15 protein-coding genes are annotated in these 15,014 nt (G+C 72.7%); 6 read left to right on the top strand and 9 right to left on the bottom strand.

From position 1 onward, the window contains the following. Positions 1–96: 96 nt before the first annotated feature. The 3 genes from G443_RS10200 to dtd form a co-directional block, all read right to left on the bottom strand. Positions 97–585 carry a hypothetical protein gene (locus tag G443_RS10200; protein ID WP_026418325.1) on the bottom strand — a complete coding sequence of 163 codons (489 nt, stop codon included), beginning with the start codon at positions 583–585 and terminating at the stop codon, positions 97–99. Between the two features lie 397 nt (positions 586–982). After that, complete coding sequence (locus tag G443_RS10195; RefSeq protein WP_026418326.1) at positions 983–1,957, bottom strand: sigma-70 family RNA polymerase sigma factor; 975 nt, start codon at positions 1,955–1,957, stop codon at positions 983–985. Between the two features lie 271 nt (positions 1,958–2,228). After that, complete coding sequence (gene dtd / locus G443_RS10190) at positions 2,229–2,654, bottom strand: D-aminoacyl-tRNA deacylase (RefSeq protein ID WP_026418327.1); 426 nt, start codon at positions 2,652–2,654, stop codon at positions 2,229–2,231. 109 nt (positions 2,655–2,763) lie between these two features. On the opposite strand from dtd, the gene G443_RS10185 reads away from it, so the two are divergent. Beyond that, positions 2,764–3,078: a DUF3099 domain-containing protein gene (locus tag G443_RS10185; protein ID WP_026418328.1), complete on the top strand. Its 315-nt coding sequence runs from the start codon at positions 2,764–2,766 to the stop codon at positions 3,076–3,078. 92 nt (positions 3,079–3,170) lie between these two features. On the opposite strand, the gene G443_RS10180 is transcribed toward G443_RS10185, so the two are convergent. Continuing rightward, a complete protein-coding gene (locus G443_RS10180) occupies positions 3,171–4,163 on the bottom strand; it encodes a carbohydrate kinase family protein (RefSeq protein ID WP_081715348.1) in 993 nt (330 codons plus the stop codon). Continuing rightward, entirely contained in the window at positions 4,160–5,089 is a 930-nt protein-coding gene (locus G443_RS10175; RefSeq protein WP_026418329.1) for a pseudouridine-5'-phosphate glycosidase, read from the bottom strand. Before G443_RS10175 ends, G443_RS10180 begins: the two co-directional genes overlap by 4 nt. A gap of 59 nt (positions 5,090–5,148) precedes the next feature. On the opposite strand from G443_RS10175, the gene G443_RS10170 reads away from it, so the two are divergent. After that, positions 5,149–5,415, top strand: a complete 267-nt coding sequence (locus G443_RS10170) for a DUF3039 domain-containing protein (RefSeq protein WP_026066095.1) — start codon at positions 5,149–5,151, stop codon at positions 5,413–5,415. Between the two features lie 81 nt (positions 5,416–5,496). Here G443_RS10170 and G443_RS10165 read toward each other — a convergent pair whose 3' ends face one another. Then, positions 5,497–6,711: a YihY/virulence factor BrkB family protein gene (locus tag G443_RS10165; protein ID WP_026418330.1), complete on the bottom strand. Its 1,215-nt coding sequence runs from the start codon at positions 6,709–6,711 to the stop codon at positions 5,497–5,499. A gap of 224 nt (positions 6,712–6,935) precedes the next feature. On the opposite strand from G443_RS10165, the gene G443_RS10160 reads away from it, so the two are divergent. After that, on the top strand, positions 6,936–8,693 hold the full coding sequence (locus G443_RS10160) for a DEAD/DEAH box helicase (protein WP_051313837.1): 1,758 nt from the start codon (positions 6,936–6,938) through the stop codon (positions 8,691–8,693). Between the two features lie 55 nt (positions 8,694–8,748). On the opposite strand, the gene G443_RS10155 is transcribed toward G443_RS10160, so the two are convergent. The 3 genes from G443_RS10155 to G443_RS10145 form a co-directional block, all read right to left on the bottom strand. Beyond that, the gene (locus G443_RS10155) at positions 8,749–9,180 is read right to left on the bottom strand and encodes a CBS domain-containing protein (protein WP_026418332.1); all 432 of its coding nucleotides are present in this window, start codon (positions 9,178–9,180) and stop codon (positions 8,749–8,751) included. Between the two features lie 116 nt (positions 9,181–9,296). Next, a complete protein-coding gene (locus tag G443_RS10150) occupies positions 9,297–10,424 on the bottom strand; it encodes a glycosyltransferase family 4 protein (RefSeq protein WP_016699383.1) in 1,128 nt (375 codons plus the stop codon). Further along, positions 10,424–11,203: a hypothetical protein gene (locus G443_RS10145; RefSeq protein ID WP_026418333.1), complete on the bottom strand. Its 780-nt coding sequence runs from the start codon at positions 11,201–11,203 to the stop codon at positions 10,424–10,426. Before G443_RS10145 ends, G443_RS10150 begins: the two co-directional genes overlap by 1 nt. Positions 11,204–11,512: 309 nt before the next feature. Here G443_RS10145 and G443_RS10140 point away from each other — a divergent pair, with 309 nt between their 5' ends. From G443_RS10140 to G443_RS10130, 3 genes are all read left to right on the top strand, one after another. Then, positions 11,513–12,826 (top strand): sensor histidine kinase, encoded by a 1,314-nt coding sequence (locus G443_RS10140; protein ID WP_051313809.1) that lies wholly within the window; start codon positions 11,513–11,515, stop codon positions 12,824–12,826. Then, positions 12,823–13,503 carry a response regulator gene (locus G443_RS10135; RefSeq protein ID WP_026418334.1) on the top strand — a complete coding sequence of 227 codons (681 nt, stop codon included), beginning with the start codon at positions 12,823–12,825 and terminating at the stop codon, positions 13,501–13,503. Before G443_RS10140 ends, G443_RS10135 begins: the two co-directional genes overlap by 4 nt. A gap of 352 nt (positions 13,504–13,855) precedes the next feature. Next, the gene (locus G443_RS10130; RefSeq protein ID WP_026418335.1) at positions 13,856–14,974 is read left to right on the top strand and encodes a sugar ABC transporter substrate-binding protein; all 1,119 of its coding nucleotides are present in this window, start codon (positions 13,856–13,858) and stop codon (positions 14,972–14,974) included. Positions 14,975–15,014 lie beyond the last annotated feature (40 nt).

Below are 15,014 nucleotides of genomic sequence, written 5' to 3'. Positions count from 1 at the left end.
CCGGGCGCGCTGGCGTCGGGGGTCCTCGGACCACGACACCCCGGGGACCGCGAGCCGGCGGTCACCGGCCGGGTCCCCGGGGTGGGGCCGAGTCCGTCAGGAGGAGGGCGGTCCGACGGTCTCGGTCTCGAGGACGACGGTTCGGTCGCCCAGGGGCTGGTCCAGGTCCACGCTGACCGCGCGGAACCGGATGTCCATCGTGCAGGGGCCGGAGGTCGGGATGTCCTCGGTGAGCAGGAGCGTCACCGACTCCTCGTCCTCGGTCGCGGAGGCGCTGACCGTGCCGCATCCGCCCTCCTGGCCCATCGCCCCGAGGACCGCTCCCTCATCGAGGGTCCAGACCTCGACCGGGTAGCCCTCGTCGATGGCAGCCGTGTCGACCTGTTCCTCGGGGACGTCGACCGCCTCGGCCGGGCGCGTCTCGGGTTCCTCCGCGCTGGGCGGGGCCTCCTGCTCGCTGCTGGTCGGAGGTGCCTGGGACGGTTGGCCACCCAGCCCGACACCACTGTCTTCGTTGGAGTCGGCGCAGGCGGAGATCCCCAGGAACAGGACGCCGGCGCCGACTGCGGTAGTAAGGCGTCTCATGCTCAGGAGACGGACCCGCTGGTCCGGCGGGTTGCCTCGGTGCCAGGTTTTTTCTCGTCCGTGGGGGCTGGGTGCTGGGGGCCCGCGCCGTCCCCGGGGCGGGAGCCGAGGTGGTGACGCCCCCGTCCCACGTCGGGACGGGCGCGGAGTTCCCGGACCGCGTGGACGCCCGGTGACGAGGTGGGGAGGCCCGGGACTCGGTACCGCGCGCGATGTCGCCCGCGGTCGCCGGCCTGGGTGCCCCGGCGCGGACGGCTCGGTGTTCGCGCCGCGTGCCCGCATGGCGGCCGCCACCGGAGCGGCCCGGCCTGGTCCGGTGCCGAGGTGGGTCCACCGTCGGCGTGGCGCCGGGGCGGTGGGAGGCCGACTCGTCCTGACCCCGGGTGGGTCCTCGGCGTCAGGACGCGTAGGCGCGCAGCCGCTCGGCCCGGTCGCCCTGCCGCAGCTTCGCCATCACCTCGCGCTCGATCTGGCGGACGCGTTCCCGGGAGAGCCCGAACGTGCGGCCGATCTGGTCGAGCGTTCGCGGCTGACCGTCCTCCAGCCCGTACCGCAGGCGGATGACGTTCTGTTCGCGCTCGTCAAGAGTGGCGAGAACCCGGCGGAGGTCGTCCTGGAGGAGGCCGGAGATCACCGCGTTCTCCGCGTCGGTTGCCTCGCCGTCCTCGATGAAGTCACCCAGTGGGGCGTCCTCCTCCGCGCCCACCGGCATGTCCAGGCTCACCGGGTCACGGGAGTGGTCGAGCAGGTCGGACACCTTGCCCACCGGGAGCCCCGACTCGTTGGCCAGCTCCTCGTGCGTGGCCTCCCGCCCCAGCTGCTGGTGCAGGTCACGCTTGATCCGCGCGAGCTTGTTCACCTGCTCGACGAGGTGCACCGGGAGGCGGATGGTCCGCCCCTGGTCGGCCATGCCCCGCGTGATGGCCTGCCGGATCCACCAGGTGGCGTAGGTCGAGAACTTGAAGCCCTTCGTGTAGTCGAACTTCTCGACGGCGCGGATCAGTCCGAGGTTGCCCTCCTGGATGAGGTCCAGCAGGGGCATGCCCCGGCCCGTGTAGCGCTTGGCCAGGCTGACCACGAGCCGGAGGTTCGCCTCCAGGAGGTGGTTCTTGGCCCGGTGCCCGTCCCGCACCAGTGCGCGCAGGTCAGAGCGACGACCAGGGGACAGCTCGGGGTCGGTGTCGAGCACGTGCTCGGCGAACACACCGGCTTCGATACGCTTGGCGAGGTCGACCTCTTGCTGAGCGGTCAACAGAGCGGTACGCCCGATCCCGTTGAGGTAGACCCGAACAAGATCAGCGGCCGGGCCCTGCGCATCGATGTCCGCCTCGGCGTAAGCTTCCGAAGTAGGGACGGTCTGCGGGACGGTCATTGACTTACCTCCCTGTCGGGATGCTGGAGCGCCGCGTCGGCGGGCGCGACGCGTCAGCGGAGGCCCGGGGATTCGCGCCACCGCTGCCGGGTTCCCAGGCCGTTTTCGACGTTTGCTACCCGCTCAACGCGGTGGATCGCGGATTCGTTCCCGTTCCGTTGCCAAAACGCGGTCGTGCACGTCACAGAAGTGGCGTTGTCACCCGAAGGGAGTAGTGGCGTTACTCGGGAGTGGGGTCTCGTGACGGGGACGGCTGGCCCATCCGACGACGTCAGACCTCCACGAGCACCGTGAAGGGGCCGTCGTTGACACTCTCGACCGCCATGTCAGCCCCGAACTGGCCAGTGGCGACGGTCGCTCCCCTCTCCCGCAGGTCGCGTACCACCTCCTCGACCAACGGCCGCGCGCGTTCCGGTGGTGCCGCCGCGGTCCAGGACGGCCGGCGCCCCTTCCGGGTGGCCCCGTAGAGGGTGAACTGGCTGACGACGAGCAGGGGTGCCCCGCTCGTCGCACAGGACTCCTCGTCCCGCAGCACCCGCAGTTCGTGCACCTTCCGCGCCAGCGCGCGCGCCTGGTCCGTGCCGTCCTCGTGCGTCACGCCGACCAGCACCAGCAGTCCTGGGCGCTCGATCTCGCCGACGGTCCTCCCGGCGACCCGCACCCGGGCCCGGGTGACCCTGGACACCACCGCTCGCATCCGGGCACCTCCCCACCACGAGGACCGTCCCCGAGGATGTCCGGACCGTACCCGGCGCCGGCAGGGGCGCCGTCGCCGACAGTGAGACGATGGGAGCGGAGGTGGTCTCGTGGCCGATTCACCGGCGCAGTCACGGCCCGTGCTCATCACGGAGGCCGCGCCGTCGCAGGACGACCAGCTCGCGGCGCGTCAACGCAAGTACATGATCATGATGTGTGTCCGAGGTGGCTGCGTGATCGCCGGCGTGCTCTGCTACCAGATCTGGTGGCTGGCGTTGCTGCTGGTCGCGCTGTCGGTGCCGTTGCCGTGGATGGCGGTGCTCATCGCCAACGACCGACCGCCGAAGAAGGCGGAGCGGGTGAGCCGGTTCAAGCGCGACCACCGGCGTCTCGAGTCGCGGGAGCACACCGTCATCGACCAGTAGCTCGCCGAGCCCGCCCCGCCGGGGCCGTCCGGCGCCATGCGGGGCGGGCGCTCCGGGTGGGGAGACGGGAACCGGTCCCCACCCGGCGGGACTCAGGCCGAACCGACGGCCTCGGGCAGCGACCGGATGACCGGCGGGGTCGCCGACGGGGGCTGCGCCCCGACGTGCCGCACCGCCTCCGTACCCGCGAGCACCCCGGCGGCCAACGCCTCCCGTGCCGAGGCGCCCCGCAGCCAGGCCGCGACGACGCCGGCGTCGAAGGCGTCGCCAGCCCCCGTGGAGTCCGCGCACTCCACCCGCGGCGCTGGCACCCCCCGCACACCGTCCCGGTCGACCCACCAGGCGCCCTCGGCGCCGCCGGTCACCGCCACCGCGCCCACCAGGTCCAGCAGCCCTTCGGCCGACGAGGGGTCGGCCGAACCGGTCAGGGCCAACAGCTCGTCCTGGTTGGGCAGCAGGAGGTCGACCCCGCGCACGGCCTCCAGGAAGTCCTCCGAGCCCTCCCTGGTGAGCAGCACGGCCGCCTGCGGGTCCACCGAGGTGGTGAGCCCGGCGGCCCTGGCCCCCCGCAACGCGGCCAGACCCGCGTCCCGGGAACTCGCGTCGAGCAGCACGTACCCCGAGAGGTGGAGGTGGCGGGGCGCGGACCACCCGGGCGTCCCGGCGAGGGCGGTGCCGTCGATGACGGCCGGGTCGACGTCCGACGGGGAGAACCGGGCGTTCGCCCCCCGGTCCGGCACCATCGTCCGTTGCCCCGTGCCATCGACCAGGACGATCACGCAGCACGTGGGCTCGTCGGGGTCGACGGCGAAGGCGCAGCGCACGCCGGCGGCCTCCAACTCCGTCTCGGTCTGCCGGCCCGCGGCGTCATCCCCGACGCGGGCGACCAGCACGGGGTGAACCCCCTCCCTGGCCAGCCAGGCGGCGGTGTTCGCACCGGCACCGCCGGCGGTCATCCTGATCCGAGCCCGGGTGTCCCCTCCGGTGACGAGCGGGTCGCGGTGCCTGGCCACGACGTCGAGACCGGCGTCGCCGACCACCACCACGGTCGGGGTGCCGTTCCCCGGCGGCGCGGTGCCCATCATGCCCGCACCGGTCCGGACCGCTCGGAGATGGCCACGGCGACGTCGGCGGCGACCTCGGCGTTGTGCACCACCAGGCCCTCGTTGGCGACGAGGCTCGCGCCACCGCTGCCCGAGTGGAAGTGCTCGAGGAGAACCGGTGTCACGTCCTTGCCCCGCACGTCCCGGCTCCTGAGCAGGTCGAGACCCTCGCGCAGCAGCCGGTCGTGGAGGTCCCGGTCCATCTCGACATCCGAGGGCACCGGGTTGGCCACCAGCACGCCGGAGTCGCCCGGGACCTCGGTCCGGTGGGCGAGCACGGTCGCCGCGACCTGGTCGGCGGTGTCCACCCGCCACGGGGCCGGCAGCCCGGAGTCCCGCAGGTAGAAGGCGGGGAACGCGTCCGTCCGGTACGCCAGCACCGGGACGGAGTAGGTTTCCAGCACCTCGAGGGTGGCGGGGATGTCCAGCACCGACTTGACCCCGGAACACACCACCACCACCGGGGTGCCGGCCAGGACCCCCAGGTCAGCCGACACGTCCCAGCTGGTCGCCGCCCCCCGGTGGACACCGCCCAGACCTCCGGTGGCGAAGACGCCCACGCCCACCGAGTGGGCCAGGGCGCAGGTGCTCGCCACGGTCGTCGCCCCGCTGAGCCCCAGCCCCAGCACGGGACCCAGGTCACGCTGGGACAGTTTCACGAGCCCGGCGTCGGGATCGCACACCCGGTCGAGCTCGTCGTCGGACAACCCGATCCGGGCGACCCCGTCGAGCACCGCGATGGTGGCGGGGACGGCGCCCCGCTCCCGGACCACGGCCTCCAGCCTGGCCGCCACCTTCCGGTTGTGACCTGGGGGAAGCCCGTGGGCGAGCAGTGTGCTCTCCAACGCCACCACCGGCCGGCCCTCCCGGACCGCGGTGGCGACCTCCTCGCTCGCCCGCGTGCGCATGGAGCTGACCACGCTCCGCCTCCTGTTCTCGTTCACCCCTGGTCGAACCATGGGGCATCATGGGTCATGTGAGTACGCCGACCCAGACTCTGCCTGATGTTGACACGCGGCCGGAGCACACCGAGGACACCGGTGGCGACGAGCCGAAGATGTTCCACTACGTGCGGAAGAACAAGATCGCCGAGAGCGCGGTCATGGGCACGCACGTGGTGGCGCTCTGCGGCGAGGTGTTCCCCGTCACGCGGTCGCCCAAGCCGGGCGCTCCGGTCTGCCCGGACTGCAAGAAGATCTACCAGTCGCTCCCGCCCGGCGGCGGTGACAGCTGATCCGGCGGCGGCCGCGCCGCTGAGCGCGGCCCCACCGACGGGCCCGGGCCACGAGCCGGGGGTGGTTCCGGTGGGGACAAGTCAGCCCCGGCGCCCTTCGTCCCCGTCGTCCTCCACCCGCCGGTGGCGTCCGCCGCCCATCCGTTCGGGCTGACCAGCCGCCTCCCCCGGTGGCGTGGCGGGCCGCGCGGCTCCGCCCGCGTCGACCGGCCGCCCCGCTTCCTCCTCCAGTTCCACCAGGTCGGCGGCTGGTCCCGCCTCGCCCGAGCCCGCCGGCGGGCCGTCCGCGTCGCCCGAGGTCCCGTGCTGGACCTGCCAACGGCGTTGGCTCTCCTCGCGGCGCAGCTGTTCGGCGACCCGTTCCATCCCGAGCCGCCGCCACCGGCGCCGTTCGCGGTGGGTCATCTTTGCCGGCCACATCTCCTGGATCGCCGCGTTGAAGTGGGCGCCCAACACGATGGCGAACCCGATGAAGAACGCGAACAGCAGGAACGCGATCGGCGTCGCGAGCGCCCCGTAGGTGTAGCCGGTGCCGGTGACCCAGGTGATGTACCAGCGGAGCCCGGCGCTCGAGACCAGGAAGACCGCCATCGCGAGCAGCGCTCCCGGCAGCCCCCGGTGCCACGGCAGTTTGTGCGGCAGCGCCACCTTGTAGAACATCGCCAGCGCGATGACCAGCAGGACACCGGTCACCGGGTAGTAGAAGTAACCGAGGACCTCCACGAGCGTCGGCCGCCAGCTCTCCGGGAACAGGTGCGGCAGCATGTCGGGGCCCAGCGCGACGACCGGGAGCCCGATGATGGCGACGACGAGGCCGGCGAGGTACAGCAGGAGCGAGAACAACCGCTGCCACACCGCGTTCCGCACGTCGTACTGCCGGTAGGCGACGGTGACCGCGTCCACGTAGGAGGAGATGGCCGAGGACCCGGCCCACAGCGAGATGACGAAGCCCAGGGAGACGATCTCCCCCCGGCCTCGCGTGAGCACGTCCTCCACCGTGGGAGCGATGATCTGCTGCACGACGTTGTCGCTGAAGATCGTCTCGCTGAACGTGATGATCTTCCCGTGGATGTTGTCCACGAGCTGTTGGCCGAACCACTCACCGAGGAAGCCCAGGCTCCCGAGCAGGCCGAGCAGCAGCGGGGGCAGCGACAGCGTCGTCCAGAAGGCCGCCTCGGCCGCCTCGGAGAAGATGTTGTCGTTCCAGGCACGTGACACGGTTCTGCCCATCAGCCGCAACGGCCCCCGCCGGGGGGTCGGGGTGCTGGTGGCGTCGTGACTGCTCTGAGGACCCATCGTCGGTCAAGGATGCGCTATGCGACGGTCCGCCCGCGTCGCGACCCCGGTCGAACGCCGCCCACCGCGTCGCGCCACGGCGGAGCCCGGGTCGGCCGGTAAGCTGTCCGGGCCCTCACCGCGTCCCTGGTGCGCACCGTCGTGTGAGGGCCTTTTGCGTGTCCGCGCCCGGCCTCGTGCCCGTCCACCGGAAGGGGTGCCAAACACTGGTGACCGAGTCGCAGATCGGGGTCGGTACTCCGGCCTCCACACCGGCGGCGGAGCAGCCACCGCCCGCCCGCCCGCTGCGGACCTGGCAGCGACGGGCACTGACCCGGTACCTGGCGACCGGGCCCGCCGACTACCTGGTGGTGGCCACCCCCGGGGCGGGCAAGACCACCTTCGGTCTGCGGGTGGCCTCCGAACTGCTGGCCGACCGCAAGGTGGAGGCGGTGACGATCGTCGCGCCCACCGAGCACCTGAAGCACCAGTGGGCGGAGGCCGCGGCGCGCACCGGCATCGCCATCGACTCCCACTTCCGCAACGCGGCGGGCGCCCACTCCCAGGACTTCCAGGGCGTCGCCGTTACCTACGCGCAGGTCGCCGCGCACCCCAACCTGCACCGGGTCCGGACCGAGCGCCGCAAGACGCTGGTGATCCTGGACGAGGTGCACCACGCGGGGGACGCGTTGTCCTGGGGGGACGCCGTGCGGGAGGCCTTCACCCCCGCCACCCGGCGGCTCGCCCTGACGGGGACGCCCTTCCGCAGCGACGACACGCCCATCCCGTTCATCCCCTACGAGCCGGACGGGGCCGGGGTGCTGCACAGCCGCGCCGACCACTCCTACGGCTACTCGGACGCGCTGAAGGACGGCGTGGTCCGGCCCGTGCTCTTCCTGGCCTACTCGGGGGAGGCCCGCTGGCGGACCAACGCCGGCGACGAGTACGTGGCCAGGCTGGGGCAGCCCCTCAGCAAGGAGGAGACGACCCGGGCGTGGCGCACGGCGCTGGACCCGTCCGGGGAGTGGATACCGTCGGTGCTCGCCGCCGCCAACACCCGACTTCACCAGCTCCGCGCGGCCGGGATGCCGGATGCCGGGGGGCTCGTCATCGCCTCGGACCACGTCACCGCGAAGGCCTACGCGAAGATCCTCGAACGGGACACCGGGAGCGCGCCCACCGTGGTGCTCTCCGACGACCCCACGGCCTCCAAGCGGATCTCCGAGTTCTCCGACTCCGACGAGCCGTGGATGGTGGCCGTCCGGATGGTCAGCGAGGGGGTCGACGTCCCCCGGCTGGCGGTGGGCGTCTACGCCACGAGCGCCTCGACACCGTTGTTCTTCGCGCAGGCCATCGGGCGTTTCGTCCGGTCGCGGCGACCGGGGGAGACGGCGAGCGTCTTCCTGCCCAGCGTGCCCGTCCTGCTGGAGCTCGCCAGCCAGCTGGAGGCGCAACGCGACCACGTCCTGGGCAAGCCGCACCGGGAGAAGGAGGGGTGGGACGACGAACTCCTCGCCGAGGCGAACCGGCAGCGCGACGAACCGGGCGAGGACGAACGCGCCTTCACCGCCCTGGAGGCCAGCGCGGAGCTCGACCAGCTCATCTACGACGGTTCCTCGTTCGGCACCGCCGCCTTCGCCGGGAACGGGGAGGAACAGGACTACCTGGGGTTGCCGGGACTGCTCGAACCCGACCAGGTGCGGGCCCTGCTCCGGCAACGACAGGACCAGCAACTCGCCGAGGCCTCCCGCAGGAAGGCCGCGGCGGACGCCGAGGCCGCGGCGAGACCACCCGAGCCCAAGGCACGGCCGAGGAACGTCTCCGAACACCTCACGGCGCTGCGCAAGGAGCTGAACACCCTCGTGGCGCTCCACCACCACCGGACCAGGAAACCCCACGGGGCGATCCACAACGCGCTGCGGAGCCACTGCGGCGGACCGCCCACCGCGATGGCCACCGTGGAACAGCTGGAGGAGCGGATCGCGACCCTGCGGTCCTGGTGAGCCTCGGGCGCCGGGCCCTACCGTCCCGGCGCCCGGCCAGCTCGGTGGAGCGGGTTCACGCCGAGGCGGCGGAGGGCGCCTTCAGCGCCTCGATGAGTTCGCCGAGCTGTTCGGCGCTGACATGGCCCACCAGGTCCGCCTCGCTGACGATCCCCACCAGCCGGTGGTCGTCGATGACGGGGAGGCGCTTCACCTGGTGCCGTTCCATCAGGTCGATCGCCTCCGACACGTCGGCCTCGGCGCGCACGCAGAAGGGCCGGCCCTCGGCCAGGTCCGACACACTGGCCCGCGTCGGGTCGTGCCCCTCGGCCACGCACTTCACGACGATGTCGCGGTCGGTCACCATGCCGTGGAGCTTGTCGTCGTTCCCGCACACCGGCATCGCGCCCACGCCGAGGTCCCGCATCCGCCGCGCCGCGTAGGACAGGGTCTGGTTCTCACCGACGCACTCGGCGCCCTGGTGCATCAGTTCGCGAACGGCAACCATCAGGGGCCTCCCTCTGTTCGTCACTGGTGCTGTTCAGCCTGACCTCCCAGGCGTACCCGGGTGGCGCGGCGGTCAACACGTCACCGGGCGGTCGAGTACGGCGGCCCGCCCCGCCCTCAGAGCCGCAGCAGCTCGGCGAGGGTCCCGAAGGAGTCGTCCCAACTCCAGTGTCGGCGCGCGAAGTCCCTGCCGGCCCGCCCCATCGCGGCGGCGCGCTCCGGGTCGACCAGCAGGTCCACCAACCGGCCCGCCACCTCGGACACGTCCCCACCGTCGACGAGGTGGCCGGTCCGGCCGTCCTCGAGCGTGTCCGGCGCCCCGCCGGAACGGCCGACCAGCACCGGCAGCCCACTGGCGGCGGCCTCCAGGAACACGATCCCCAGACCTTCCGGGTGCAGGCCCAGCCGGCGGGTGCGGCACGGCATCGCGAAAACGTCGGCGGCGGCGTAGTACGGCGCCACCGCGCCGTGGGGCACCGAGCCGGCGAGGACGACGGCGTCCTCCACTCCCCGAGCCGCCGCGATCGCGCGCAGGTGGGCCTCCTCCGGCCCGCCTCCCACCACCAGCAGGGTGGCCTCGGGCACCCGTTCGCGGACGAGCGGCAGCGCCTGGACGAGCGCGCGCTGGTTCTTGATCCGCACCAGCCGGGACACGCAGAGGACCACCGGGCGCTCGCCCAGCCCGTGGCGGTCCCGCACCACCCGGCCCTCGGGCGACGGGCGGAAGACTGTGGTGTCCACCCCGGGCCGCAGCCGGCGGGCGGCCGCCGCGGCCCGCGCGCTGAGCACCGGGACGATGCGCCGCCGGGTGTAGTCACCGAGGTAGGTCACCACGTCCACCCCGTCCCCGACGCGCCGCAGCGCGGAGCGGGCCCCTGGCAGCGAGGCCCACCACACCTCGTGCCCGTGGGTGGAGGCGACCAGTCGGCGGATCCCCGCAGCGCGCAGCGGGCCGGCCAGCAGCCCCAGGGGAGCGGCGGCGCCGAACCAGACCCGGTCGCAGCCGTGGGACGAGGCCACCTCCGCCGCGTGTCGGGCCACCGCCCGGGTGGGCAGCAACGTCCTCGCCGGCGAGCGGACCACGGGGAAGGGCAGTGCCCTGTCGAACTCCGCCGCACCCTCGGCGCGGGAGGTGAGCACCACCACCGACCCGCCGGGGAACCGCCGCACCACCTCGTACACGAAGGTCTCGATGCCACCCCGACGGGGCGGGAAGTCGTTCGTGACGACGAGTGTCCGGCCCATCAGCCCTCGCCCCCCAGCGAGCTCAGCGGCTGTCGAACGCCGGTCCCCGCACCGGGACGCGCGTGCGGCCCGGTGCCTCGGAGCTGGGCGGCGGCCGGAGCGGGTGGCCGCCGTGGCGCCGCGCGCATGACCTCCGGTCGGCAGGCGATCAGGAGGAACACCGCGAACCACCAGCGGGGATCACCCGCGACACCGGGACCGAGCAGCACCCGGGGCAGGCCGAAGACAGCCAGCGCGGGCAGGTACGGGTTGTGGTCGTACACCTCGGTGGGGTCGGACAGGTAGGGCGTGCCGGTCGTGACCAGCAGCCGCCCCGCGTCCTCGGTGACCCGGACCTCGGGCTGCGTCACCCCCGAGACGGTCAACACCAGAAGCGGCGCCACGACCGAGCCGAGGACGGCGCACCCCGTCGCGACACCCGGCACGCCCGGCCGGGGCCCCGCCGGGCCATCGGGTCCGCCGTACGTGCTCGCCGACCACCAGGTCCAGCCCGCCGTGACCAGGGCCGCCGTCCCGTACCCGAGCAGCGCCCCTGCCGCCCACACCCGGTGGGCGGGCGACGACGTGACCAGGAGCGTGGCCAGCGCGATGAGCGCGAACGAACCCCACACGACCGGTACCGACCACCGGGACCCCACCGCCGTCCACACCCAGCCCCGCGCCCGGACCAGCCAGCCCGGCCTCCCGCCGGCGCGCCCACTCGCCGCGTCCTCCCCGGCAGGAGCCAGCGAAGCAGGACCCCGCCCCGCCACCACGTCCCGCGTCGTCGCCACCGTCATCGCCCCTCCTCCTGGTCGGCACCGGACGCCGACCCGGCGGGACGCTAGGCACGGGGAGAGGTGGGAGTCGTCACGCCCGGGGACCAGGTCTCGGTGCTCCTCCAGGCGGAGCCGGGTGGTCGGGTAGGCATCCTCGGTGGGGACCGCTGTGCATCACCGCGGGTCACGCCCCTCCACCCCGGCGCAGACCCGGTCCAGTCCGGTTCGCCCTCGCGTCGCCCGCCGCCGGCAACCTCCGACCACGGGATGAGGAGCGGGCCCACCGCGAGGTGGACGCGCGCCGCCGCCGCTGGTCCCTAGCCTCGTCGCATGAAGCAGCGAGAGGACCCCCGCGACCAGCTGGCACGCTGGCGGACGGCGGCGGGTTCGCGGTTCCGGGAGTTCTGGACCGAGGAAAGGCCACCGCCACCGGGTCGCGCCGGGCGCGTCGTCTGGACGCTGTTGACCCTCCTGGCGGGGATCCTCGGGGTCACGGTGTTCTTCTACACGTCCGACCATTACAGCAAGGGCGCGCTCGAACTGCTCCACGGTCTTCCCCGGCTGCTCGTCGCGGCGCTCGTGTGCGCCCCCCTCGTCGTCAGCCGCTACCGACCCATGACGGCCTGGTCGCTCTCCCTGGTGGGCGTGGTCGTCCCCCTGCTGGCGCAACCCGTGAACGAGTACGCCGTCTGGCCGTGGCTACCGCAGGCCGTCGCCGTCTACCTCGTGGTCCAGTACCAGGTGGCCGCCCACCGACCCCCAAGAGTGGCCATCACGGCCTGGATGACCATGCTCGCGGTGGGGCCGCTGGTCGCCTGGGCGGTCGCGGGCGCCTTCACCGGCACCTCCGTCCCCTCCCTCGGATGGTTCTCCGTGCTCTCGGGAGTGGCCCTGCTGGTCGGGTACAACGTGCGGCTGCGCCGGCAGGCGAGCGCGGAGCTCCACCAGCAGGAGCGGCTCAGCGCGACCGAACGGGGCCGGCGGGAACTGCTGGAGGAACGGGCTCGTATCGCCAGGGAGCTGCACGACGTCGTCGCCCACCACATGTCGGTGATCGCCGTCCAGTCGGCCACGGTGTCCCGCCGGCGCAAGGGCATCAACGAGGAGGCCCGGGAGGAGTTCGACTCCATCGCCGCCGCCGCCCGGACCTCGCTCGGTGAGATGCGGCGGCTGCTCTCGGTGCTGCGCGCCGACGACAGCGAACCGGAGACGGAACCGCAGCCGCACCTGGACCGGCTCGGCGAGGTCGTCGACGCGACCCGGCGCGCGGGCACCCCGGTCTCGCTCGACCTCGGTGACCTGCCGGAGGACGTCCCGGATCTCGTGCAGCTCACCGCCTACCGGACCGTGCAGGAGGCGCTCAGCAACGTGGTGCGGCATGCCTCGGGTGCGACGAGCAGCGTGGAGGTGCGCGGGGACGGCCGAGGTCTCGTGGTGTCGGTGCGCAACGATCGACCGCCGGCCGACCGCCCCGGGGTGGCGAAGTCCGGCGACGGCTACGGCCTGCTCGGCATCCGCGAGCGCGTGGCCCTGCTCGGTGGGGAGACGATGATCGGTCCGACACCGGCCGGTGGTTTCCTGGTCACCGTGGTCCTACCGCTGGCGGAGCCGGGTAGTGGAGCCGACGAGGGGGAGAACAGGTGATTCGGGTCCTGATCGCGGACGACCAGTCGATGGTGCGCGCCGGCTTCGCCGCCCTCCTCGACGACGAGGAGGACATCGAGGTGGTCGGTGTCGCGGCGAACGGCGAGCAGGCGGTCCGCGAGGCCAGGGCGACCCGCCCCGACGTCGTCCTGATGGACGTGCGGATGCCGGAGATGAACGGCCTGGAGGCCACCCGGCGCATCCTCGACCCGCCGGCCGGTTCCCCCGCCGCCGCGCCCCTCCCCAGGGTGCTGATGCTGACCACCTTCGACATCGACGACTACGTGTACGAGGCCCTGCACTCCGGGGCGAGCGGTTTCCTGCTCAAGGACGCCGAACCCGAGGACCTCGTCGCGGCCGTCCGGATCGTCGCTGCGGGGGACGCGCTGCTCGCGCCCTCCGTCACCCGGCGGCTGGTCGAACGCTTCGCCGCGAACCCCCGCCCGGGGTCGCTTTCGCGGACCAGGCTCAACGACCTCACCGAGCGGGAGGTGGAGGTGCTCCGCCTCATCTCCCGAGGCAGGTCCAACCTGGAGATCGCCCAGGACCTCTTCGTCGCCGAGGCGACCGTCAAGACCCACGTGGGCCGGATCTTCGCCAAACTCGGCCTGCGGGACCGGGCACAGGCCGTCATCGTCGCCTACGAGACGGGGCTCGTCGCACCTGGGAGCGGGTGACCGGCCCCGCGCCGACGAGGGCTCCGGAGCCGCCGGCCCCGTCCGGGACACCGCGAGCGGCGCCGGCCGCCCGGCGCTGTCGAACGTCGTCGATGGTGTAGCGGACTCGTCCTGTCGGACGCGGCGAACGGCGGCGCCGTCCTGCCGCCGATCGCCGAATCGCGTCGGAGCTGACCAGCCCACCGGGTTGCTGCGGTCGTCGCAATCCGTGTCATTCACCGGACAGGATTCGAGCCATCCTCGTTCTCGCTGTTCCACCTCACTCCTTCCGGTGACTACCTTGTTGCCGTCAGCAACCAACGTGGGTCGCTGGGCTGGGCCACGCCCGGCGGGAAGTCGATAGGGGACGGCAATGCGCAGCAGGACCCTGCTCGTGATGGTCACCGGGGCCGCCCTGGCCCTCTCCGCGTGCGGAGCCAACCAGGCGGCCGACGCACCCGAGGAGGACAACGCCACCGGGGGCGACGGAGCGAGCGGACTGTCCGTCGGCGTGATCCTGCCCGACACGCGCAGCTCCGCGCGCTGGGAGGGCTTCGACAAGCCCTACCTCGAACAGGCCTTCGCGGAGGCCGGGGTGGACGCCGACATCCAGAACGCCCAGGGCGACATCCAACGCTTCTCGACCATCGCCGACCAGATGATCCAACGCGGCGTCGACGTCCTCGCCACCGTCAACCTGAGCAGCGAGAGCGGCGCGACCGTCCAGCGCAAGGCGACGGCCGCCGGCATCACCACGGTCGACTACGACCGGCTCACCCTCGGCGGGGAGGCCGACTACTACATCTCCTTCGACAACGTGCGGGTCGGCGAACTCCAGGCCGAAGGGCTCGTCGACTGCCTCGGTGACACCGAGGGCGCCGAGATCATCGAGATCCAGGGCTCCCCGACCGACAACAACGCCAGCCTCTTCCAGGAGGGGCAGCGGCAGGTGCTCCAGCCGCTCTACGACTCCGGGGAGTACGAGCTGGTCGACAGCCAACCCATCGACCAGTGGAACAACCAGCGTGGCGGCACGACCTTCCAGCAGATCCTGACCGCCAACGGCGGGAACGTCGACGGAGTCGTCGCCGCCAACGACGGGCTCGCCGGGGCGGTGATCAACGTCCTCCGGCAGAGCGGGCTCGCGGGGACGGTGCCCGTCACCGGGCAGGACGCCGACCCCGAGGCTCTCCGGTCGATCCTGCTGGGCGAACAGTGCATGACCGTCTACAAGCCGGTCTCCCTCGAAGCCCAGGCGCTGGTGGACCTCGCGCTCGCTCTCGCCGGAGGTGACGAGGGGGCGGCCGAGGAGCAGGTCAGTGGCACCGTCGCCGACGAGGTGGGCGAGCGCGAGGTGAACGCCGTGCTGCTCGAACCCGTCCTCGTGACCCGGGACAACGTCGCCGACGTGGTCGACGACGGCTGGGTCACCGCTGACCGGCTCTGCGACGGGGCGGTCGCTGAGCACTGCGCGGAACTCGGCATCAACTGATTCCCGTCAGGACGGCGGTGGAGGAGGACCCGGTGAATGA

The sequence above is a fragment of the Actinoalloteichus caeruleus DSM 43889 genome (assembly GCF_000429185.2).
GTDB lineage: Bacteria > Actinomycetota > Actinomycetes > Mycobacteriales > Pseudonocardiaceae > Actinoalloteichus_B > Actinoalloteichus_B caeruleus.
Note: the sequence above shows the minus strand (reverse complement) of the source record. Positions and strands in the feature narration are given on the sequence as shown.

Bases quoted from the DNA above. Each gene is read 5' to 3' on its own strand.
- G443_RS10200 (WP_026418325.1), bottom strand. From the start codon at position 585: ATGAGACGCCTTACTACCGCAGTCGGCGCCGGCGTCCTGTTCCTGGGG.
- G443_RS10130 (WP_026418335.1), top strand. From the start codon at position 13,856: ATGCGCAGCAGGACCCTGCTCGTGATGGTCACCGGGGCCGCCCTGGCC.
- G443_RS10150 (WP_016699383.1), bottom strand. From the start codon at position 10,424: ATGGGCCGGACACTCGTCGTCACGAACGACTTCCCGCCCCGTCGGGGT.
- G443_RS10180 (WP_081715348.1), bottom strand. From the start codon at position 4,163: ATGATGGGCACCGCGCCGCCGGGGAACGGCACCCCGACCGTGGTGGTG.
- G443_RS10145 (WP_026418333.1), bottom strand. From the start codon at position 11,203: ATGACGGTGGCGACGACGCGGGACGTGGTGGCGGGGCGGGGTCCTGCT.
- G443_RS10140 (WP_051313809.1), top strand. From the start codon at position 11,513: ATGAAGCAGCGAGAGGACCCCCGCGACCAGCTGGCACGCTGGCGGACG.
- G443_RS10165 (WP_026418330.1), bottom strand. From the start codon at position 6,711: ATGGGTCCTCAGAGCAGTCACGACGCCACCAGCACCCCGACCCCCCGG.
- G443_RS10155 (WP_026418332.1), bottom strand. From the start codon at position 9,180: ATGGTTGCCGTTCGCGAACTGATGCACCAGGGCGCCGAGTGCGTCGGT.
- G443_RS10195 (WP_026418326.1), bottom strand. From the start codon at position 1,957: ATGACCGTCCCGCAGACCGTCCCTACTTCGGAAGCTTACGCCGAGGCG.
- G443_RS10175 (WP_026418329.1), bottom strand. From the start codon at position 5,089: ATGCGCACGCGGGCGAGCGAGGAGGTCGCCACCGCGGTCCGGGAGGGC.
- dtd (WP_026418327.1), bottom strand. From the start codon at position 2,654: ATGCGAGCGGTGGTGTCCAGGGTCACCCGGGCCCGGGTGCGGGTCGCC.
- G443_RS10170 (WP_026066095.1), top strand. From the start codon at position 5,149: ATGGGTCATGTGAGTACGCCGACCCAGACTCTGCCTGATGTTGACACG.